The 22,807-nt window shown below is 50.9% G+C and carries 14 protein-coding genes and 1 other annotated feature; of the genes, 9 read left to right on the top strand and 5 right to left on the bottom strand.

What is annotated here, in order from left to right:
• Window positions 1–202: 202 nt before the first annotated feature.
• Both ACVA53_RS06915 and gltB read right to left on the bottom strand, forming a co-directional pair.
• Window positions 203–1,678: a glutamate synthase subunit beta gene (locus ACVA53_RS06915; protein WP_446504773.1), complete on the bottom strand. Its 1,476-nt coding sequence runs from the start codon at window positions 1,676–1,678 to the stop codon at window positions 203–205.
• The gene (gltB, locus tag ACVA53_RS06910) at window positions 1,671–6,218 is read right to left on the bottom strand and encodes a glutamate synthase large subunit (RefSeq protein ID WP_446504772.1); all 4,548 of its coding nucleotides are present in this window, start codon (window positions 6,216–6,218) and stop codon (window positions 1,671–1,673) included. Before gltB ends, ACVA53_RS06915 begins: the two co-directional genes overlap by 8 nt.
• A 613-nt stretch (window positions 6,219–6,831) precedes the next feature.
• Between gltB and ACVA53_RS06905 the strand changes: the two genes are divergently transcribed.
• The 4 genes from ACVA53_RS06905 (at window position 6,832) to ACVA53_RS06890 (ending at window position 12,852) form a co-directional block, all read left to right on the top strand.
• Window positions 6,832–7,776 (top strand): TIGR01212 family radical SAM protein, encoded by a 945-nt coding sequence (locus ACVA53_RS06905; RefSeq protein ID WP_255042947.1) that lies wholly within the window; start codon window positions 6,832–6,834, stop codon window positions 7,774–7,776.
• 89 nt (window positions 7,777–7,865) lie between these two features.
• Window positions 7,866–9,785: a sensor domain-containing diguanylate cyclase gene (locus ACVA53_RS06900; protein ID WP_446504771.1), complete on the top strand. Its 1,920-nt coding sequence runs from the start codon at window positions 7,866–7,868 to the stop codon at window positions 9,783–9,785.
• Window positions 9,786–9,913: 128 nt separating this feature from the next.
• Complete coding sequence (gene arcB / locus ACVA53_RS06895) at window positions 9,914–12,274, top strand: aerobic respiration two-component sensor histidine kinase ArcB (protein WP_255042945.1); 2,361 nt, start codon at window positions 9,914–9,916, stop codon at window positions 12,272–12,274.
• A 2-nt stretch (window positions 12,275–12,276) separates the two neighbouring features.
• Complete coding sequence (locus tag ACVA53_RS06890; protein WP_255042944.1) at window positions 12,277–12,852, top strand: hypothetical protein; 576 nt, start codon at window positions 12,277–12,279, stop codon at window positions 12,850–12,852.
• A 93-nt stretch (window positions 12,853–12,945) separates the two neighbouring features.
• On the opposite strand, the gene arcA is transcribed toward ACVA53_RS06890, so the two are convergent.
• The gene (arcA, locus tag ACVA53_RS06885; RefSeq protein WP_255042943.1) at window positions 12,946–13,665 is read right to left on the bottom strand and encodes a two-component system response regulator ArcA; all 720 of its coding nucleotides are present in this window, start codon (window positions 13,663–13,665) and stop codon (window positions 12,946–12,948) included.
• Between the two features lie 394 nt (window positions 13,666–14,059).
• Here arcA and ACVA53_RS06880 point away from each other — a divergent pair, with 394 nt between their 5' ends.
• Both ACVA53_RS06880 and ACVA53_RS06875 read left to right on the top strand, forming a co-directional pair.
• Window positions 14,060–14,461, top strand: a complete 402-nt coding sequence (locus ACVA53_RS06880) for a DUF3293 domain-containing protein (protein WP_446504770.1) — start codon at window positions 14,060–14,062, stop codon at window positions 14,459–14,461.
• 71 nt (window positions 14,462–14,532) lie between these two features.
• Window positions 14,533–15,042 (top strand): putative 4-hydroxy-4-methyl-2-oxoglutarate aldolase, encoded by a 510-nt coding sequence (locus ACVA53_RS06875; RefSeq protein WP_255042942.1) that lies wholly within the window; start codon window positions 14,533–14,535, stop codon window positions 15,040–15,042.
• A gap of 220 nt (window positions 15,043–15,262) precedes the next feature.
• Here ACVA53_RS06875 and ACVA53_RS06870 read toward each other — a convergent pair whose 3' ends face one another.
• Window positions 15,263–15,721, bottom strand: a complete 459-nt coding sequence (locus tag ACVA53_RS06870; protein WP_255042941.1) for a hypothetical protein — start codon at window positions 15,719–15,721, stop codon at window positions 15,263–15,265.
• Window positions 15,722–15,835: 114 nt separating this feature from the next.
• A complete protein-coding gene (aceK, locus tag ACVA53_RS06865) occupies window positions 15,836–17,572 on the bottom strand; it encodes a bifunctional isocitrate dehydrogenase kinase/phosphatase (RefSeq protein ID WP_446504769.1) in 1,737 nt (578 codons plus the stop codon).
• Window positions 17,573–17,880: 308 nt separating this feature from the next.
• Window positions 17,881–18,000, top strand: a sequence feature (Thr leader region).
• Between the two features lie 71 nt (window positions 18,001–18,071).
• Here aceK and thrA point away from each other — a divergent pair.
• From thrA to thrC, 3 genes are read left to right on the top strand one after another with little or no spacing between them, the layout of a single operon-like run.
• The gene (thrA, locus tag ACVA53_RS06860; RefSeq protein ID WP_446504768.1) at window positions 18,072–20,531 is read left to right on the top strand and encodes a bifunctional aspartate kinase/homoserine dehydrogenase I; all 2,460 of its coding nucleotides are present in this window, start codon (window positions 18,072–18,074) and stop codon (window positions 20,529–20,531) included.
• Between the two features lies 1 nt (window position 20,532).
• Window positions 20,533–21,489, top strand: coding sequence for a homoserine kinase (gene thrB / locus ACVA53_RS06855; protein ID WP_446504767.1), 957 nt, complete (start codon window positions 20,533–20,535; stop codon window positions 21,487–21,489).
• A gap of 2 nt (window positions 21,490–21,491) precedes the next feature.
• A complete protein-coding gene (gene thrC / locus ACVA53_RS06850; RefSeq protein ID WP_255042937.1) occupies window positions 21,492–22,775 on the top strand; it encodes a threonine synthase in 1,284 nt (427 codons plus the stop codon).
• Window positions 22,776–22,807 lie beyond the last annotated feature (32 nt).

Here is a 22,807-nt window from a genome sequence, read left to right as displayed (position 1 = left end):
CAGCGACCTTTCAAGTTAACGGCTATTTACATAAAGGTCAAACTATAAACATTAAATTAACATTGTAAGCGGGCACCGATATTGCGGGGAAATTAGGGCGGGTTACAGTGAATAATTATGATAGGGGGATCTTCTAGGGAATAAAAAACCGGCCACTTGGGCCGGTTTGGATTACATATTCTGAAAATAGTTCGCGTTAGCCCTAAGAGGCATCCGATAGCATCAAGGAATCAGCCTTGGCTTCAAGGTTGCTGTTACCCATTAGGTAGGTATCAATCTCTCGGGCTGACTCGCGGCCTTCGTTGATACAACGAACAACCAGTGACTGGCCTGTACGCATATCTCCGGCAGCAAATACGCCTTTTTGGTTGGTCGCAAACCCTTGCGTTGCAACATTACCACGGTCATCGAGTTTGATATCCAGTTGGGCGAGGACACCGGTTGGTTCCGGGTGCAGGAAGCCCATTGCCAAGAACGCCAGATCACAAGGGATGATACGTTCAGAGCCGGCAACTTCTGTAAAGCCCGGACGCTCACCCGGTTTTGCTTCTTCCCACTGGATATCGGCAATACGCAGTGCTTTCACGTTGCCAGTATCATCGCCGATGAATTCCTTGGTCAGGATATTCCAGTGACGATCACACCCTTCCTCATGGGAGGTAGAGGTTTTCATGATCATCGGGTAAGAAGGCCATGGCTGGTTGGCCGGTCGCTTCTCTGGCGGGATAGGCATAATTTCGACTTGGGTAATGCTTGCCGCCCTGTGACGGTTAGAGGTACCGACACAGTCAGATCCGGTATCCCCCCCCCCGATCACCACCACATGCTTGCCGTTGGCATGGATTTCATCGGTTTTCAGATCCATGTCGTTGGCGCGACGGTTGTTCTGAGCCAGAAACTCCATCGCAAAGTGCACGCCTTTGAGCTCACGGCCTGGAATAGGCAGGTTGCGTGGTACGGTTGAGCCACCGGTTAGCAGTATGACATCAAACTCCTGACGCAGTTGCTGGGCGTTAATGTCCACACCGATATGGGCGTTGACTTCAAATTTGATCCCGGCATCCGCCATCAGGCCAATTTTGCGATCAATGATGTCCATGCCCAGCTTGAAATCAGGAATGCCGAAGCGCAGTAGGCCGCCGACTTTTTCATCACGTTCGAAGACAGTGACGCAGTGGCCAGCGCTGTTAAGCTGTTCCGCCGCGGCAAGGCCGGCAGGGCCAGAGCCGATAATCGCAACGGTTTTTCCGGTACGAGAGCGTGGTGTCTTGGGTTTGGCGTATCCTTCGCGGTACGCCGTTTCGACAATAGTCTTCTCGATATTACAAATTGTGATTGGGTCTTGGTTGATACCCAGTACACAGCCACTTTCACAAGGGGCTGGGCACACACGGCCAGTAAATTCCGGGAAGTTATTGGTCGAACTCAAGATATTCCACGCTTCCTCCCAGCTGTCGCGGTAAACCGCGTCATTGAACTCCGGGATGATGTTACCGATCGGGCAGGAGTTGTGGCAAAACGGAACGCCACAATCCATACAGCGTGAAGCCTGCGTATTGATCTTGTCGCCGAACTCCTCGTTGAGAACAAACTCCTTGTTGTCCTCTATGCGGACGCTCGGATCCAGCTTCTTTGGCAGCTCGCGGCCAAACTCTAAAAATCCTGTAGGCTTACCCATTGACGGCCTCCAACTCTTCCTTGTTTAGTGCTTCTTCCTTGCGCTTCTGTAGCACTGCCTTGTAGTCCCTCGGCATGACTTTCACCATCTTCTCGAGATTGGCCTCGAAGTTAGACAGGAAGGTTTCTGCCACAGTACTACCGGTTAGTTCAGCGTGCTTGGTGAGCATGTCGAACAATAGCTCTTTGTCTTCTTGCTCAAGCGGGTCGAGATCAACCAGCTCTGGGTTGAGCTTGGTGTCGAAGTCTTCGAACTGATCCCAAACATACGCTACACCGCCACTCATACCGGCTGCGAAGTTACGGCCTGTTTGGCCAAGAATAACGGCCACACCGCCAGTCATGTATTCACAACCATGGTCACCCACGCCTTCAACGACAACTTTGGCACCGGAGTTACGAACACAGAAGCGCTCGCCAGCCATTCCGCGGATGTAAGACTCGCCCGAGGTCGCGCCGTAGAAACAGACGTTACCCACCACGATGTTATCTTCCGGGATGATGTCAGACTTGGCATCAGGATAAAGTACCAGCGTACCGCCCGACAGGCCCTTGCCCCAGTAGTCGTTGGCATCGCCTTCGACCTCGAACTTAACGTTTTTAGCCAAGAAGGCACCGAAGCTCTGGCCAGCTGAACCGGTGAACTTAACGTTCATCGGCTGCGGTAGGCCTTTATCTTTGTAAATCTTGGAGATCTCGTTCGACAGCATGGTACCGGCACTGCGGTCGGTATTAATGATGTCAAATTCGGCATCCACTTGCTTGCCTTCATACAAGGCAGGTGCTGCTGCTTCTATCAGCTTGCGGTCGAGTACCGCTTCGAGGTTGTGGTTCTGCTCACGCTGGTTGTATACGCCGTCTTCGTTACGGGCTGGTTCGACAAACAGTACCGGGCTCAGGTCCAAGTTCTGGTACTTCCAGTGGCCGATGTTATCACGGATCTTCAGCTTGTTTGACTGGCCAACCATCTCTTCAATAGTGCGGAAGCCAAGCTCTGCCATGATTTCACGCAGACCTTGTGCCATGTACTGGAAGAAGGTGACGACATCTTCAACACGGCCGTCGAAACGCTCGCGCAAGGTCTTGTTCTGAGTGGCGATACCAACTGGGCAGGTGTTTTTGTGACACTTACGCATCATGATACAACCTTCAACCACGAGGGCTGCGGTTGCGACACCCCATTCCTCGGCCCCCAACAGGGTTGCGACGGCAAGGTCACGCGGTGTCTTCATCTGGCCATCGGTTTGAACCACGATACGGTTACGCAGACCGTTCTTTAGCAGTGTCTGGTGGGTTTCGGCCAAGCCAAGCTCCCACGGTAGACCGGTATGGCGAATCGATGACATTGGTGATGCACCAGTACCGCCATCGAAGCCAGCAATGAGCACGACATCTGCTTTCGCCTTGGCAACACCAGAGGCAATCGTACCGACACCGGCTTCCGATACCAGTTTGACGTTGACTCGGCCGGCACGGTTGGCGTTTTTCAGATCATAGATCAGCTGCGCCAAATCCTCGATAGAGTAGATATCGTGGTGTGGCGGAGGTGAAATCAAACCGACGCCCGGTGTTGAGTGACGGGTTGCCCCGATCCAGTCATCCACCTTGTCGCCTGGTAACTGACCGCCTTCACCCGGCTTGGCACCCTGTGCCATCTTGATCTGAATTTCGTCAGAGTTGGTCAGGTAGTAAGAGGTCACACCGAAGCGGCCAGACGCCACCTGCTTGATGGCTGAACGCTCCCAGTCACCGTTGTCTTTTTTCTCGAAGCGAGCAGGATCTTCACCGCCTTCGCCCGAGTTAGACTTGGCACCGATACGGTTCATTGCCACTGCAAGGGTCGAGTGCGCTTCGTAAGATATTGAGCCAAAGCTCATGGCTCCGGTCGCAAAACGCTTGAGGATGCTCTCGATTGGCTCGACGTCTTCCAGTGGAATAGAGCCGGCTGGATTCTTGATAAATTCAAGTTGGCTACGCAACGTGGCCGCATCGTCGCCCTGGGCGTCGACGGCATTGGCGTATTCTTTGAACTGGGCAAAGTCCTTGTTACGGGTTGATTGCTGCAGCAAAGAGATGGTTTCTGGGTTGAACAGGTGTTTTTCACCACGCTGTTTCCACTGATAGACACCACCGACATCCAGCATCTGGATTGGCACTTCGCGTGTTGGGTAGCCCAAACGGTGACGAATCAGGACTTCCTTGGCGATGTCATCGATGGTCAGGCCCTGGATACGGGAAACCGTACCGGTGAAGTACTTATCGACAACTGATTTGCTGATACCCAGTGCTTCGAATATTTGTGCGCCGTGGTAGGACTGCAGGGTTGAGATCCCCATTTTGGAGAAGATCTTCAGCAGGCCACCATTCACCCCTTTGCGGTAATTGTTGAACAGCTCTTCGGTGGGGACTTCCGGATCAAGTTTACGCTTGCGCTGTAGGTCAACAATGGTTTCCGTCACTAGATACGGGTTCACGGCATTGGCGCCATAGCCGATCAGAGTGGCAAAGTGGTGAGTTTCACGAGCATCACCGGTTTCGACCACGATGTCACACTTGGCACGCAGGCCTTTACGGATCAGATGGTGGTGGACAGCGCCGACAGCCAGCATCGCAGGAATAGCGGCGTGGTTTGAGTTTACGGCACGGTCGGTCAGGATGATGACTGAGTAACCGTCAATCACTGCATCTTCCGAATACTGGCAGATACGCTTCAGCGCACGCTCCAGTTTGCCTTCCTCACCGCTGGCACGGAATACGATATCCAGCGTCTTGGCCTGCAAGTACTCGTTATCGATAGCACGGAGCTTTTCAAGCTCGGCATTGCTCAGAACCGGCGATTCAATTTCAACCTTTTGGCAGTGCTCTGGTGTCTCGGTCAGTAGGTTGTGATCTTTACCCAGGTAGGTGTTGAGTGACATCACCATGCGCTCGCGGATCGGGTCGATCGGCGGGTTGGTGACCTGGGCAAACAACTGCTTGAAGTAGTTCGACAGGTGCTGTGATTGGTGTGATAGCACGGCCAGCGGCCAGTCGGCACCCATGGCGCTGAGTGGCTCGTAGCCAGTTTTTGCCAGCGGCACGATGATTTCGTTGACTTCCTCCGAGCTCATCCCGAAGGCTTGCTGGTGGTGCAGCAGGCGCTCAGGTGTTGGCTGGTGGTGCATATTGTCCGCTTCCGGCAGGCTTTTCAGCGTCAGCAGGTTGTCTTTGACCCACTGTTCATAAGGTTGAGCAGAAGCAATAGTGTCTTTGACCTCTTCGTCAGAGATAATACGACCTTGTTCTAGGTCGGCAACGAAGATACGGCCCGGCTGCAGGCGGCCGCGGAACTGCACATTCTCAGGCTCGATTTCAACTACGCCCGATTCTGATGCCATGACGAGGAAGTCATCTTTGGTCACGGTATAGCGCGATGGGCGCAGGCCATTACGGTCAAGGGTTGCACCAACCTGAACGCCGTCGGTGAAACAAACAGACGCCGGGCCATCCCAGGGCTCCATGACATTGGCATGGTACTGGTAGAAGGCACGGCGCTTCGGATCCATCTTTTTATTTTCTTGCCATGCTTCCGGGATCAACATCATCAGCGCATGTGGCAGGCTACGGCCAGACAGAACCAAGAGTTCCAGTGCCATATCGAAGTTGGATGAATCCGAGCTGCCTTCCTGACAGATTGGCAGCAGCATGTCGATTTCTTGCTGGCTAAATAGCTCTGACTCAAGAATCGCTTCACGGGCCTTCATCCAGTTTAGGTTACCGCGTACAGTGTTGATTTCACCGTTATGGGCGATGTAACGGAAAGGTTGGGCTAGACGCCACCTTGGAAAGGTATTGGTCGAAAAGCGGGAGTGTACCAGCGCCAGTGCGGTGACCATCGATGGGTTCTGTAGATCAAGGAAGTACTGCGGTACTTGCTCGGTCGTTAGCTGGCCCTTATAGACTAATGTCTTGTATGACAGGGAGTTGATATAGAAGTCATCACCGATGTTGGAGATGCTCTCAAGGCAGACTCGAACCGTGTAGTTACGCAGTACGTAAAGCTTGCGCTCAAGTACCGCTGGCTCCATGCTGGCACCGCCAGTAATAAAGACATGTTCAAACTGGGGCTCGGTGCTTAGCGGATCTTCGCCAATCATTGAATTATCAACGGGCAGCACACGGTAACCAATCACTTCTAGGTCAAGTCGTTTGGCATTACGCTCCAGGATGTCACGGCATTGCTGACGTTTGTATTCATCTTTGGGAAATAGCACCACACCCACGCCGTATTGCTCGAATGCTGGCAGACGGATCCCTTGCTTGACGGTTTCTTCAAGCAGGAATTCATGGGGCTTTTGCAGCAATATACCGGCACCGTCACCACTGCACGGGTCACAGCCTTGACCGCCTCGGTGTTCCATCCGAGCTAGCATATCAAGGGCTTGGGTGACAATTTCGTGGGACTTACGGTTCTTTAGGTGGGCCACAAAGCCGATACCACAGGCATCGTGCTCCATTTCAGGCACATAAAGTCCCTGAGCATTCAGCTCTTGATCTGTCATAGATACTTCCTTCCAGTTTCAACAGGTACCAATCCTGGCACCTGAGTTATCCCTAATTTTGGTTATACATCCTTTTGGCCTAAGTGGACTCCTGTCCGGCCGTTGAGGATGGGTTTGCTGTGGGATGATGTAGTCAATCAATAGCAAACTTCATTCTGTAGCACTCATGCTCTGGTATGCAAAAGCGCTGCAGTTTTGAGGGGGAGCAACATAAACCACTAAATATTTGCAGAGTTTAGTTACTTTTGTTGTTCATAAATTGCACACAGCTGTAACTATCCTACAATTTTGATTGGTTAATTACCAACAAAAATTATCCATTGCCAGTAACATCTCAGCATCAGTATGAATTAATTGCTTAATTGGATGCGTATCTATTCGAAAATAGCTATCTATGTGCATAGCGAAACTTTGGATCTTGGTTTTTGTGTGGTTACTTGAATGAGTGCTAGACCAAAGTAGTACAAGGTGATGTTGTTGCTAATTTTCATTCTTTTTCTCAGCCTAAACGTGGTGAAAAAAACGCCTTTATTGTTCTCGCACAACTTTTGACAAAACCAATGGTGCTAACCTGTGCCGCTTTTTTCGACCCCTTAAATGACTAGGTGACAAGATGCAGCTGCATGAGCTCGTGAACACATTAGGCCAAGACCTACAGCGTCGCTACGGAGAAAAGGTGCATAAACTGACCTTGCATGGTGGCTTCAGCTGCCCAAACCGTGACGGTACTATTGGCCGTGGCGGTTGCACCTTTTGCAATGTAGCCTCTTTTGCTGATGAGCAGGCTCAGCACAAACCGATCACCGAGCAGTTGTCTCAACGTGCAGGCGAAGTCGACCGTGCCAAGCGTTACCTCGCCTATTTCCAGGCCTATACCAGCACCTACGCAGAGGTGCAGACATTAAAAGCCATGTATGAAGAAGCCTTGGAAGCCGCTGACATTGTTGGATTGTGTGTCGGTACCCGACCTGACTGTGTGCCTGATGAAGTGCTTAAGCTACTGGCGGGTTACCGTGAACAAGGTTATGAGATCTGGCTAGAGTTGGGCTTGCAGACCGCCAACGACAAAACCCTCAAGCGGATTAACCGAGGCCATGACTTTGCGTGCTACGAGGCCATTACCAAGCGGGCGCGGGCATTGGGGCTGAAAGTCTGTGCCCATCTGATTGTCGGTTTGCCGGGGGATACCCGTGAGGATAACCTCGATACTGTTCGTAAGGTGGTTGATGCCGGTGTGGATGGTATCAAGCTGCACCCACTGCATATTGTTGAGGGGAGCATTATGGGACTGTCGTGGAAAGCCGGTCGACTGGCCGAACTGAGCCTTGAGGATTACACCGAAATCTCGGCAGAAATGATCCGCCTGACCCCGCCTGAGGTGGTTTACCACCGGGTCTCAGCCAGCGCCCGTAAGCCAACGTTACTTGCCCCCGAGTGGTGTGAAAACCGTTGGTTGGCGATGACAGAGATCGGCCGTAATTTGGATCAGCATGGTGGCCAGGGTACTGCGCTGGGTAAGCCATTTGAATATACGCCGCCGGTACGTCAAACAAGCTAAAACATGGGGCCAGACGGCAGGGCTGTCATAGCGGTTGCAGCAGTAAGTGTGTTAGATTACGAGTAAAATGATGTTAACTACGAAAATCAATGCATACTTCCTGTCAGGAACGCTCTGTTAGTCCTTTGTCGCTTACAATGTTAACCCTACTGGCCCGCTGCGGGGGATGCCAGCTGTGGGGATTTATCGGCCGCTTGGCGCCCACGGGCTTGGCGGTTTTTGCGCCAACCTCTTATGCTTCATCCTCTTCCCATTGGTTTCAGGCCGATAACTCGGCTTTGCTTTTTTCGTTGTTGATCCTCGTACTGGCTATCGGTGGTGGCTTGCTGGCCTTGCTGCTGCATCACCTTGAAGCTGGCTCTTTCCGCCGTTTACACGGTCAACTGACCCTCATGCCCATTGCCGTTGCTGTAGTCCGTAAGAAAGACGGCCACTTGGTTTATGGCAACAAGCCCTGTCGCCAGTTACTCGGGGTCCGTAAGCTCAACGATCGTTACCTCTACCCTGATGGCCTCTGTGATCAGATGGTGTGTGACCGCCTTCGCCCCTTTGCCGGCCTGAAAAGCTTCAAGGAAGTGAATGAGGCTAGGTTTCAGTGCAACGACACGTTGATCCCTTTGTTGATATCAGGCCTGTCGATCCGTTGCCAGTGGCAGTCTTGTTGGCTGCTGTTTATCGATTCGTCCCGCTCCAATCATGGTGAAAAAGTGAAGATGGAAAATGAGCAGCGGATCTTCCATCAGGTGCTTAACTCTTTGTCCGAGCTGGTGTATTTCAAAGATAAATCGGGTGTTCTTATCGGTACCAATAAGGCGTTTGACCGTTTTTGGCGCGGGCGTGTAGATGAAGGGATTGCCGAAGAGTTAGGGATCGGCTCGCTCGGTAACAGCGCTTTCCACACCTGGACCACTGCGCCGGATGGCTCGAGTCGACTGTTGGAGACCAATTGTAATTTATTACTAGGCGATAGTGGGGAGGCCATTGGTACTCTCAGTATTAGCCACGATGTGACTGACTGGCATGAGATGCAGGAAGTGCTGAAAAGTGAGATTGAAAAACGGGAAGTGACGGAGCAGGAGTTGGCCCAGCGCAATACGCTGCTCGATACCATCCTCAGTGCCAGCCGGGATCCTATCGCCTTATATAATGAACACGGTGTATATGTCGGCTGTAATGAGCCGTTTGCCCGCTCGCTCGGCTACACTCAGCAATCCCTGCTAGGGAAATCTTCTGCTGATGTACTGGAACCCGATAAGCTGGCACTTTTCCGCCAGACAGATCAGCAGGTGATCCAGCAGGGGCTCAGTGTTAAAACGGATGATTACGTTATTCTCGAGGACGGAACGCCAATTTGGTACGAGGTGCTCAAATCACCTTACCGGGATCCAACTGATGGTACCACCGGTGTGCTGATGATGGCGCGGGACGTGACTGAGCGCAAAATGGCCGAGCAGCAACTGGCTGATGCCATTATGGAACTGCAGGAACTCAGCTTTATCGATAGCTTGACCAAAGTCGCTAACCGCCGTAGTTTCGATGAGCAGCTGCGAAAAATGTGGTATAGCCATATCCGCGAAAAGAACCCGCTGACCTTGATCCTGTGTGACATTGACTACTTTAAGGCCTTTAACGATAACTACGGTCATCAGCAAGGGGACTTTGCTCTTCGTGAAGTGGCCAAGGTACTGCGCAGTGTGGTCAAACGCGAGACCGATGAGGTCGCCCGTTACGGCGGCGAGGAGTTTGCGTTTCTGTTGCCCAACACCAGCTTGGATGGCGGTGAGGTTGTCGCGACGGCAATCCATCAGGCTCTGGCCGAAAAGGGGCTGACCCATCGCTATTCTGATATTGCAACTACGCTGACGGTGAGTCTGGGCGTGGCGACGCTGATCCCTCAACCTAGCCAGGATTACGGAGAGCTGGTGGAACTGGCTGATGTGGCGTTATATAAAGCCAAAGCAGCAGGGCGGAACTGTACCATGACGATGTCTGAGAAAGAGGCTGGCTAGCCCATAGCGGCTCTTGGTATCACCGAGCAATCAAAGTGTGAAGGACGGCAGGCGAATGGGAAATGCCTGCTTGGGTTCTCGGTCGCTCGCCCCTATGATGGGACAGCGGCAGTGATTAGGAAGCAATAATGAAACAAATCAAAGTACTGGCACAATATTACGTTGATCTGCTAGTCAAACTCGGACTGGTAAGGTTTAGTTTGTTACTGGCATTGGCCCTCGTCGCCCTTGCCGTTGTGGTGCAAATAGGCGTCACCTTGGTGTTGCAGGGGGAAGTGCTAGATATTGATATTGTCCGCTCTGTCTTCTTCGGCTTGCTGATCACTCCTTGGGCTGTTTATTTTCTCTCGGTGGTGGTGGATCAGCTCGAAGAGTCCCGTCAGCGTTTGTCAAAGCTGGTCACCAAGCTTGAAGTAATGCGCTCACGAGATATGCAGCTCAATAAGCAGCTGCAGGATAATATTAGCAAGCTGAGTCAAGAAATCGAAGAGCGGGAAAAAGCCGAAGAGGCCCGCCAGGAAGCGATACGGGATCTGGAAAACGAGGTCTACCAACGCGAAAATGCTCAGCTAGAGCTGGCTGAACAAAGCGCCTTGCTCAAGTCTTTTCTCGACGCCTCGCCGGATCTGATCTATCACCGCAATGAAAAGGGCCAGTTCTCAGGTTGTAACCGGGCGATGGAAGAGCTGACCAACCGGACCGAGAAGCAACTGGTTGGCCTTACCCCTAGAGATGTATACAGCGAAGAGATCGCCCGTAAAATTACTGAGACCGATCAGCAAGTATTTCAGAATAATGTCCCACTGACCTATGAGCAGTGGTTGGAGTATCCTGATGGTCGCAAGGCTATATTTGAACTGCGCAAGGTGCCTTTCTATAGCCGTGATGGACGTCGCTTGGGCTTGATGGGTTTTGGCCGTGACATTACCGAGCGAAAGCAATACCAAGATGCCCAGGAAAAAGCGAGTCGAGACAAGACTGCATTCATTTCGACCATCAGCCACGAATTACGCACGCCACTTAATGGCATTGTTGGCCTGAGCCGGATGTTGCTGGAGACCAAGCTCGACCAAGAGCAGAGTGACTACATGCGCACTATTCATGTCAGCGCGATCACTTTGGGGCACATCTTCAATGATATCATTGACATGGATAAATCAGACCGCCGTCGCCTTGAGTTGATGCCCAAGCCTCTGGACTTTCATGACTTTGTCGCCGAGATGGAGAATATCTCGGCCTTGATGGCGAGCCAGAAAGGCTTGCGCTTTGATTTAGAAAGGCTGTCAGAATTGCCGGAGTGCATTGAAGTTGATGGTACCCGGTTGCGCCAGGTGCTGTGGAATCTGATCAGCAATGCGACCAAGTTCACCAAGGATGGCGGTGTGGTGATGTCGGTCAGTAGTGAAGTGGATGATCAGCAAGCTCATATTACCTTCGAGGTTGAAGATAGTGGGATAGGGATCCCGGCGACAGAGCTCGACAAAATTTTTGCCATGTATTACCAGGTGAAGGATGAGGACGATAATCTGCATGCGGTCGGTACCGGAATAGGATTGTCGGTTTCGCGTCAGTTGGTACAGATGATGGGCGGCGATATTACGGTCAGCTCGGAAGTCGGTGAGGGCAGTACGTTTACCGTGACGATTACCGTCCCACTGGTAGAGCTGGCGGTGGAAGAGGAAGCCTTGCCAGTCACCCCGCAGATCAGCCTTAATATCTTTATGGTTGAGGATATCGAGCTCAACATTACCGTTGCCAAGGCGTTGCTGGAAAGCTTGGGTCACGAAGTGACGGTAGCGATGCGTGGTGATGAGGCGCTATCGATGTTTGATCCTGAAGCCTATGATTTGGTGCTGCTTGATATTCAGCTGCCGGATATGACAGGCTTTGATGTGGCAGCCAAACTGCGCGAGCGGTTTGATTATCTACCAGCACTGGTGGCACTGACCGCTAATGTGATTAAAGATAAGAGTGAATATTTGGCCAAAGGTATGGATGATGCACTTAGCAAGCCGCTGAGCGTCAAGGCTATTACGGAAGTGATCCAGCGTTTGGTACTGACTTGCCCATTGGATGAGGAAGAAGGAGAAGAGCTGGTGATAGAAAATAAAAACTCGCAGATAGTCAGCGATGAGATGGTCAACACCTTGCTGGATTTGGAAATGCTGACGTCCTATGTGGAAATTGTCGGTACTAAGCCGGTGTATGACAGCATCGCGATGTTTGAGGACAAGATGCCGGAATACATTGCGATCCTCGACTCGAACATGACAGCCAAGGATCAGGATGGCATCAAGTTTGAAGCGCACAAGATAAAAGGCGCGGCGGGCTCTATTGGCCTCAAGCATATCCAGCAGGTCGCCCAGAAGGCTCAGTCTCCTGAATTGCCAGCTTGGTGGGAGAATATCAATGATTGGGTCGATGAAATCAAAGATGGCTACCACAATGATCTTAAGGTGCTCAAAGACTGGCTAGCCCAGCAGGAGTAAGCATGATGCGAACTGATGCAAAAACATTGCTGTTAGCTGCGGGGATTCTTTTCGTTGCTGGATGCGGTGACATGACAAAAGACAAAGAGGCGGAAGGTCAGCAGCCAACTGCTGCCGAGGAACAAGCCGAGCAGGTAGAGCCTCAGATTGAGGATGTGCCGGCCACTTTACCAGCAGAAGTTGATATCTGGCAGTCACCGCAAGAGCTGGTGTTGTCGGATGCTACCGTCTATCTGGGCAGTGAATTGTGGCTCAATAGTATGCCGGTGATCGGTGACGACGGTAGTCAACCTGCCAATAAGTTGCATGCCTCCATTCGCTTGCTGACGCGTGATATGAAGCCACTACCTAAAGGGGTGGAAATACTGCAGGTGATGGTAGCGCAGGAAGAGCAGCAATGGTTGGGGCAGGAGAACCTTGACGTTCGATCGGAAGGCGAAATGAGCTTGGAAGTAAGCTTGCGTGGGGGGCCTGAATGGCTACCGGGCAGCAAGGCTGATATTGCGGTAACGGTACTCTATCAAGGTCAAGAGCAGGTGTTAATTCAGCGCGGTGTGTTGATCAGCCAGGTGTTCTGATCGGGTGGGACTGTGAACAACGGCTTTACTTCAGCGAATACAAAAAAGGCTCCGGAAGGAGCCTTTTTTGTTATGTGTGCGTTGGATATGGAATTATTCTTCTTCCAGATCGCCGCAAAAACGATAACCTTCACCGTGGATCGTCGCGATAATTTCCGGGGTATCAGACACTGATTCGAAATGTTTGCGGATACGGCGGATCGTTACGTCAACGGTACGGTCGTGTGGCTTAAGCTCACGGCCGGTCATTTTCTTCAGTAGCTCGGCACGTGTCTGGATCTTACCTGGGTTTTCACAGAAGTGAAGCAGGGCACGGAACTCAGAGCGTGGCAGCTTAAACTGATCGCCGCTTGGGCTAACCAGAGAGCGGCTGTTGATTTCTAGCGACCAGTCGTTGAACTCGTAACGCTCAACCATGCGCTTGTCTTCCGTTGGCAAGCCTTGATTCATGGCACGAGTTAGCAGGTTACGAGCACGGATAGTCAGCTCACGAGGGTTGAACGGCTTGGTGATGTAGTCATCGGCACCGATTTCTAAACCGAGGATTTTGTCTACTTCGTTGTCACGGCCAGTCAGGAACATCAACGCCATATCGCCCTGCTCGCGAAGCTCGCGCGCAAGAAGCAGGCCATTTTTACCTGGTAGGTTGATATCCATGATCACCAAATGAACAGGGTGCTCAGAAAGCATCTGGTGCATTTCTGCGCCATCATTGGCTTCGAAAACAGTGTAACCCTCTGCCTCAAAGATGCTTTTAAGGGTGTTACGTGTTACGTGCTCGTCTTCTACAATTAGAATGTGAGGGGTTTGCATTGGCAGTACCTAATTTCTCAAAACGGAATCTGGTCAAAAACAGAATAGTAAAATTCTATATAAAAAATTCACATACAGGCAAAAACTTGGGAGAAATACGTGCTTTATTGTATTGCTCACAAAACCTGTTGGTACGCCATCCATTTATCCAGCTCATCAAGCAATGATGATTTTCGCTGAAAAAGCCCAAACTAAGGGGCATTGGCTACAATTTCCGTGGGATGGCGACGATTGTATTCACTTAACAGCTCGCTAACAATATAAGCGCTTTGTTTCCGGGCTGCTTTCGGGCACTTTATTGATTTACATCAAACAGAGTGAAGCGCATTACGACTCTTCACTTTGCTTAACATTCGCTACAAAAAAGTGCATCGTCTTTTGGGTGTCGTTCTTTATGTGTGAAAAAAACTCGCTGTGGTGTAGCTATCAGTCGATCGTCTTTAACATTAGGCAACACCCTGCTTACCATTACTTTGCAATTCTAACAGCATTTAACCCGAGAAGCATTGTTCTTAGTGATAAACGCAACCTAGTTCGCCATCGCCAGCTGGAACTGTCACTTAGGATGCAATGCGCTGAGATATTGCCCGTAAGCTGCCGTTCACCTGATGGGCAATGGCAGGAGCTGGGCTTTGTGGTTCCCATGACCCAAGAGGCGGCATGCCGGGAAGCTGCTCGCTGGGAGCAGAATGCCATTTACTGGGTGGAAGATTACGAGCTGTTTTTAGTGCCGGTTTTGCTCGAAGGCGTACAGACACAAAGATTGGGTGATTGGTCTAGCTTTCTCTACACTTAACGTAGCCCCAAGGATCGGGGGATGACTCGGCCCAGAGAGGGAAGACCACAAAGATAATAAAGGAGCCTGCAATGAAAGATTTGACCCCGGATTTGTGCGATAACTTTGAACAGGATGTACGCTGGTTGCCGCTGAGCTTACAGAACTATGGCGGGCATAGCGTATTCTACGGCGAGGTGGTGACCTTGCGTTGCTTTGAAGATAACAGCATGGTGCGCGATATACTTTCCCGTAACGGTAAAGGGAAGGTGTTGTTTATTGATGGCCACGCCTCTTGCAGCAAAGCGCTGTTGGGCGATCAACTGGCGATACTGGCCCAGAAAAATGGTTGGGAAGGTATCATTATTAACGGTGCGGTGCGGGATGTCGGGATCATTTCTACTCTAGATATCGGCGTCAAGGCGCTGGCGACCTGTCCGGTCAAAACGGTCAAGCGACAGACCGGAGAGGAAAATGTGACTCTGACTGTAGCCCATACCCTGGTGTACCCTGGTGATATGTTGTATGCCGATCTTAATGGGGTGGTATTTAGCAAACAGCCACTGGATCTCTCGGTGATTAATACCAATCTGGATAAGTAGTTGATCAAGTATTTGCACTGGAAAAATCGTTGTTATCAAGGCAGATGTTGCAGTAACTAGTTGCTCTAATTACAGAATATCTAACGCAGAGAACAGCGATTTTAACTTGTAAGACTGATCAAATATTTATGTAGGTTGGTATAATACCTAGCCCTTGATATTTAACCATATCAAAACGCCTGGCAAAGCCAGGCGTTTGTCGATGAGTGGTGGTCGATCGCTAGAATCGAAAGCCGATACCGAACTGGTAGATTTGCTCAAGCCCTTCGTAGTCGAGGGTGGCATGTAAATTGAGCTTTTCCGTGACTTCATAATTACTTGTTACCTCGACACCCATTACTGTGTCTTGGTCTTGTGTTTCAGAAGTTACGGCACTTTGTAAACTCAGCTTAGGGGTGAAGCTATATTTCACGCCTGATAACATCCCACGGCTGGCCGCCTGGCTTTCGTTGCCGCTTTTCAGTCGGGTACTGAGGTAGACCTCGGTATTGTCTGAAATAGAATAGGCATAGCCGCTGTCGATTTGCCACAGATCGAACTGCTCTGCTCCCTTGGACTGGGATGACATAAACCACCCAGAAGATGAGTTATCGTCCAGTATTTGTAATAGTCTGCTTTCTGCTGCTGTTGTTGGTAACGCCACTACCAGCAGGGCAATTGTGATTAGCCATGTACGCATTCATCACCTTCCCTGTTTTTTTATTGTGTTTTTTTGTATTTATCCTTATCAAAATAATACTAGGTCAAGTAGTACATAATTGAAACAACGCTTTTTCATTGCTGAGACATTTTGTCAGTTTTCTAGTTGTCTTTTTTGGCCCGTCAGTCGTTGCTGACTGCTGTACGGGAAAACATCGTCAAATTGCCCTTCTTTGATATTGTGTTGCAGCTGCTGCCAGTAATGGGGTTCGAACAGATCACTGTGTAGTTCATTGAACAGCTGCCGTACCTTCGGGTTGATCAGCAGGAAGGTTCTGAATTCTTCGGGAAAAACATCATTGACTCCAACACTGTACCAAGGCTCTGCTGCCATTTCATCTTCCGGGTAACGTGGAGGCGGGATGTGGCGGAAGTTCATCTCCGTCATATAGCTGATTTCGTCGTAGTCATAGAATACCACCCGCTTGTGACGGGTCACGCCGAAGTTTTTAAATAGCATATCGCCGGGGAAAATGTTGGCGGCTGCCAGTTGCTTGATGGCCTTGCCGTATTCGTCGACCGCATGGCGCAGATCATCATCGTTGGCCTGTTCAACATAGAGGTTGAACGGGATCATACGTCGCTCTATGTAGAGGTGTTTGATCAGGATCTGCTTCTCGGTAACCTTGACGATTGAAGGGGCAACTTTAAGTAACTCTTCCAGTAATTCATCGCTGAAGCGTTCACGGTCAAAGCTGAAGTTTCGGTACTCTTGGGTATCGGCCATTCGGCCGACTCGATCATGCTCTTTTACCAACCGATACTTTTCCTTGACCACGGCATGGCTTATCTCTTTTTGTGGTGCAAATTTGTCTTTAATAATCTTGAACACGAATCCGTAGGACGGCAGGGTGAACACGGACATGACCATCCCTTTGATCCCCGGTGCCAAAACGAACTGGTCATCGGAGTGTTCGATATGGTGCAGGAATTCACGGTACAACTCGGTTTTACCGTGCTTTTGGCAGCCGATAGCGGTATAGAGTTCGGCCTTGGTCTTGTTGGGCATCAGTTCGTTCAGGAAGCGTACCAAGGCGGCTGGTGCGGGCGCGTAAACCATGAAATAAGAGCGGGCGAAACCAAACAGGATACTGGCCGCATCGACATCTACTAGGCAGGCATCGACAACCAGTTTGTTTTCGTCCGTGGTGAGAATAGGGAGCACGATAGGCAGATGGTGATGGTCGTCGAAGCGGATCCGGCCAACCAGATAAGCCGCCTTGTTACGGAAAAAAGGTTCACGGATCATCTCTATGACTGGGGGGGGATTACCGAATGCAGCTAGGTGGTGGCTGATGCGTTCGCCGAGCAGTTGGATGTCACGTTGTTTGTCCTCCCACTCCAGACTGAACGGCGTATCGTCAAGGATCCGCGCCAGCAAGGTATCGAGACTCGCGCCGGTGTTGTACAAACGGCTTAGGTTAGTTGGGTAGGTCGGAACCCGGTCTTCCTGCGAGCTATGAACAAAGAGTTTGTCGCGTTTGATATTGCGGTGCTCGAAGATCCGGCAATAGACGGAATTGAAAAAGCTCTCGGCAATATCGTAGCGGGGATAGTCGAGCAGAAGATCTTCGTAGGCGTTTTTCACTGCCATCAGGAAGGCATGGTTGGCATAGCGTTTGCCCAGCATAATGGTGATTTGGCTGGTAACAAGGCCAACATGGTGATCGTAGAACTTAATACGGGTTTTGAGCGCCTGCTGGACCGCCGGCCAATTCTGGCTTTCGAAACGTTCCTGTGCACCGGCGGTGACATCCAAAAATCGACCATACATGGCATCGAAACCTTGCAGTATCGTATGTGCGACAAGTTGTTCCATTGCTGCTGTCATCCGGGCTCCCTAATTCTACAGAAGTGAAGTTAGCCTATAAGTACCGGCACGGTGTCGCCTTTAATTGGCGGACTATTCCATTTTGATTAATTATTCACCGTTTCTACTATGCATGGAGTTTTGGGTAACTGCAATAATTTGATGCTAACTATACTGTTATGGTATGGCGATAACGTGCTAATTAGCTGCATTTTGATAGTTATTTCAACAAAAGGCGATAAGAATAAAGTTGACTCCGGTAGGTGATTACGGTAAACGTAAATGCATACATATTATCGAGTATCTGTTTAGGACAGCTATGTTTAACGCATTCAGCATGAATACAATCACCATTATTATTACCGGCACCATGGTTGCTGGGGTGGGCTGATGCGCAAAAGAATTGCAGAAAAGAGCCCACATCCCAAAACGATGTGGGCTTTTTTTTGACCAGATATTTCATCCTGGAGTGGCAACGTAGCGCTCAGGGGCACGTTTTAGGAAGTTGTGGGAGTAGGGAATGCGAGTATTTAAGTTTGGTGGTTCATCGTTGGCCGATGCTGACAGGTTTTCTCGGGCAGCAGATATCATTGCCAGTAATGCTCAGCAAGGGCCGGTATCTGTGGTGCTGTCGGCACCGGGAAAGGTCACTAATAAGTTGGTATCGGTCATTGAAAATAGCATCCAGTTTGGTGAAGCGGATGTACAATTGGCCGATCTGGAAGCGGTATTCAATGAACTGTTGGCAGGACTTAAAGCGGTTGAACCGGGTTTTGATAAAGCGGCTTTGGATACCAAATTAGCAAGCTCACTGGGCCAGTTACAGCAATACGTTCACGGTATTAAATTACTGGGCTTATGCCCTGATAATGTTTACGCCAAAATCATTAGCAAGGGAGAAAGGCTCTCGATTGTTATTATGCAGTCATTGCTGCAGGCTAAGGGCCATCAGGCCAGCTTGATAGATCCGGTTGCTTACCTGCTGGCGCACGGTGAATATCTGGAAGCTCATGTTGATATTGAAGCCTCGACCCAAAACTTCCGTCAAAATCCATTGCCGAAAGATCATATCAATATCATGCCGGGCTTTACAGCCGGTAACGAAAAAGGCGAATTGGTCACTCTTGGCCGTAATGGCTCTGATTACTCAGCGGCAGTATTGGCTGCCTGCCTGCGCGCAGAGAGTTGTGAAATCTGGACCGATGTCGATGGTGTTTATAGTTGTGATCCCCGTTTGGTACCTGATGCACGTCTACTGAAGTCTCTGAGTTACCAAGAAGCGATGGAGCTGTCTTACTTCGGAGCATCTGTCTTGCACCCGAAAACCATTGCCCCGATTGCTCAGTTCCACATTCCTTGCCTGATCAAAAACAGTTTTAACCCACAAGGTGCCGGTACCTTGATTGGTCTTGATACCGGTGAAGATAAGCTGGATATCAAGGGGATCACTACCCTTAAAGATCTGACCATGGTCAATGTGTCCGGTCCGGGTATGAAGGGTATGGTCGGTATGGCGGCCCGCGTGTTTGGTGCCATGTCTTCGGCCGGTGTATCGATTGTTCTTATCACTCAGTCTTCGTCAGAGTACAGCATCAGCTTCTGTATCGAGAGTGAAGACAAGCTGGCGGCTCAGCGTGCGCTCAGGGAACATTTCGAACTGGAGCTGAAAGAAGGCCTGCTTGAGCCGGTAGAATTTATGGGCAACGTGGCTATCGTGACATTGGTCGGTGACGGTATGCGTACCTCCCGTGGTGTGGCGTCGCGCTTCTTCACCTCGCTGTCGGAAGTGGATGTCAACATTGTGGCCATTGCTCAGGGGTCTTCTGAGCGGGCGATCTCCGCGGTGATCCCGGATAACAAAGTGTCAGAGTCGGTAAAGGCCTGTCATGAGAACCTGTTCAATAGTCAGCATTTCCTCGACGTGTTCGTGATCGGTGTTGGCGGTGTTGGTGGCGAACTGGTGGATCAAATCCAGCGTCAGCAGGCCAAATTGGCCGAAAATGGTATTGTGATCCGGGTATGCGGCTTGGCCAACAGTAAGGGCTTGTTGCTAGACAACAATGGCCTGCCGCTGGACAACTGGCGTGATTCGATGGGCCAGGCCTCTGAGCCGCTGAGCCTCGCGCGGATGATCCAATTGGTAAGGCGACACCATGTGATCAATCCGATTGTGATTGATTGTACCTCCGATCAGGGGATTGCCGAGCAGTATGTCGACTTTCTATCGGCAGGTTTCCATGTGATCACTCCGAACAAGAAAGCCAATACGGCCAGCATGGCCTATTATCAGCAGCTCCGCCAGGCGGCACGTTCAATGCGTCGTAAGTTCATGTATGACACCACTGTAGGTGCAGGCCTACCGGTGATTGAAAACCTCCAGAACCTAATGGCTGCCGGTGATGAGCTCGAGCGCTTCTCGGGTATTCTGTCCGGTTCAATGTCCTTCATTTTCGGCAAGCTGGATGAAGGTATGAGTTTCAGTGAAGCGACGACAGTTGCACGTAACAATGGCTTTACCGAGCCGGATCCACGCGACGATCTGTCGGGGATGGATGTGGCCCGTAAGCTACTTATCCTGGCAAGGGAAGCGGGTATGGCTCTGGAACTGGAAGATGTGGTTGTCGAGCAGGCTCTACCGCCGGGCTTTGATGCCAAGGGCTCTGTTGATGACTTCATGGCCCGACTGCCTGAAGCCGATGCCTACTTTGCCAAACTGATAGAAGAAGCCGCGAGCGAAGGTAAGGTACTGCGCTATGTCGGTGAAATTACAGACGGTAAATGTGCGGTGAAGATGGCTGCCGTGAACCCGGATGATCCGATGTTTAAAATCAAGGATGGTGAGAATGCGCTGGCTTTCTACAGCCGCTACTACCAGCCAATCCCATTGGTGTTGAGAGGTTACGGTGCAGGTACTGAAGTGACGGCCGCAGGGGTATTTGCCGACTTGATGCGTACGCTGGGCTGGAAACTAGGAGTTTAAGATGAGTGTAGTGGTTTATGCACCGGCATCGATTGGTAATGTCAGTGTTGGTTTTGATGTGTTGGGCGCCGCGGTGTCCCCTATCGATGGTACCCTGCTGGGCGATCGAGTTTTGGCCGCAGAGGGTGAGCAGTCTTTCTCGCTGAACTGCGTCGGAGCATTTGTCGATAAACTGCCTAAACAAGCAGAAGAGAATATTGTCTACCGTTGCTGGCAGGTGTTTGCCCGTGAGCTTGATAAGAAAGGTGTAGAGCTCAAGCCTGTGGCCCTGACTTTAGAAAAGAACATGCCCATCGGCTCAGGCCTTGGATCGAGCGCCTGCTCTATTGTGGCAGCGCTTGATGCGCTTAACCGCTTTCATTATCAGCCGCTTGATGAGACTGAGTTATTGGCTCTGATGGGTGAGATGGAAGCGGAGATCTCCGGCAGCTTGCATTATGATAATGTAGCCCCCTGCTATTTGGGGGGCTTACAATTTATGGTCGAGGAGCTGGGTATTATCAGCCAGTCGGTTCCTTGTTTTGATGACTGGTACTGGGTGATGGCTTACCCAGGCATCAAGGTGCCGACTGCGGAAGCGCGGGCTATTTTGCCATCCCAGTACCGTCGTCAGGATGTCATTGCCCATGGCCGCTATTTAGGGGGCTTTATCCATGCTTGCCATTCAGAGCAGCCAGCGCTGGCCGCAAAAATGATCAAAGATGTGGTAGCCGAGCCATACCGTGAACGTTTACTTCCCGGTTTTGGCAATGCACGGCAGTATGCGCTGGAAGCTGGCGCTCTGGCTAGTGGGATCTCTGGCTCGGGGCCTACCATGTTTACCGTGTGTGATGACCTCGAAGTCGCAAAACGTATTGCACGATGGTTGCAAGATCATTATGTTCAGAATGAAGAAGGATTTGTCCATGTCTGTCGTTTGGACGGACAGGGCTCAAAAGTAACAGGAAGTGAGCTGTAACCATGAAGCTATATAACCTAAAAGATCATCAAGAGCAGGTTTCTTTCGGCCAGGCGGTACGTCAAGGTCTCGGAAGTAACCAAGGCTTGTTTTTCCCGGCGGAGCTGCCGTCTTTCGACAATGTCGATGCGTTGCTGGAGCAAGATTTTGTCAGCCGGAGTACCGCAATTCTATCGGCGTTTATCGGTGAGGAGCTGGCCGTTGATACTGTCTCCCAGATGGTCGGCAATGCGTTCCAGTTCACTGCACCGGTTAAGTCGGTCAAGGAAGGGGTGTACGCCCTTGAGCTGTTCCATGGCCCGACACTGGCCTTCAAGGATTTTGGTGGCCGATTTATGGCCCAGTCACTGGCCGCCGTTTCTGACAGCGATGGCAAAATCACTATCCTGACAGCGACATCCGGGGACACCGGTGCTGCTGTGGCCCACGCCTTCTACGGTATGGACAACATCAAGGTGGTTATCCTGTATCCGAAGGGTAAGATCAGCCCGTTGCAAGAAAAATTGTTCTGTACTCTAGGCGGTAATATTTCTACCGTTGCTGTCGAAGGTACATTTGATGACTGCCAGTCATTGGTTAAACAAGCGTTTGATGATGCTGCGTTGCGTAAGGAAGTTGGCCTGAACTCAGCTAACTCAATCAACATTAGCCGTTTGATGGCGCAGGTTTGCTATTACTTCGAAGCCGTTGCTCAATTACCGAAAGAGCAGCGAGAAGAACTGGTCATCGCGGTACCGAGTGGTAATTTCGGTAACTTAACTGCGGGTCTGCTGGCAAAAGCCATCGGCCTGCCAGTGAAACGCTTCATTGCCGCCACCAATGTCAATGATACCGTTCCGCGTTACCTGCAGACTGGTGAGTGGGCGCCGGCACCAACGGTACCGACTATCTCCAATGCTATGGATGTGAGCCAGCCTAACAACTGGCCGCGTATCGAAGAGCTTTGCCGCCTCAAAGGCTGGGGCCTTGATGAACTTGGCTACGGGGCTGTCGATGATGAGCAGACGGCTGAGACGTTGCGCCAGATGGAGCAGGAAGGTTACCTGTGCGAGCCGCACGGTGCCATTGCCTATCGTGTATTGAACGAGCAGCTGGCCGAAGGCGAAACCGGTTTATTCCTGTGTACCGCTCATCCCGCCAAGTTCAAAGAAGTGGTTGATGAGATCCTGGGCAAGGATATCGACCTGCCAGCTCCATTGGCTAAGCACAATGCCATGGAGTTGTTGTCGGTCGAGCGTGATAACGACTTTGACCAGCTGAAGGCGGTACTGCGTAGCGTCCAGTAAGGCGAACTCTTATCTCGCAAAACGAAAAGGGA

The sequence above is a fragment of the Photobacterium sp. DNB23_23_1 genome (assembly GCF_052873815.1).
The sequence above is the reverse complement of the archived record's forward strand: the minus strand, read 5'-3'. Positions and strand labels throughout refer to the sequence as shown.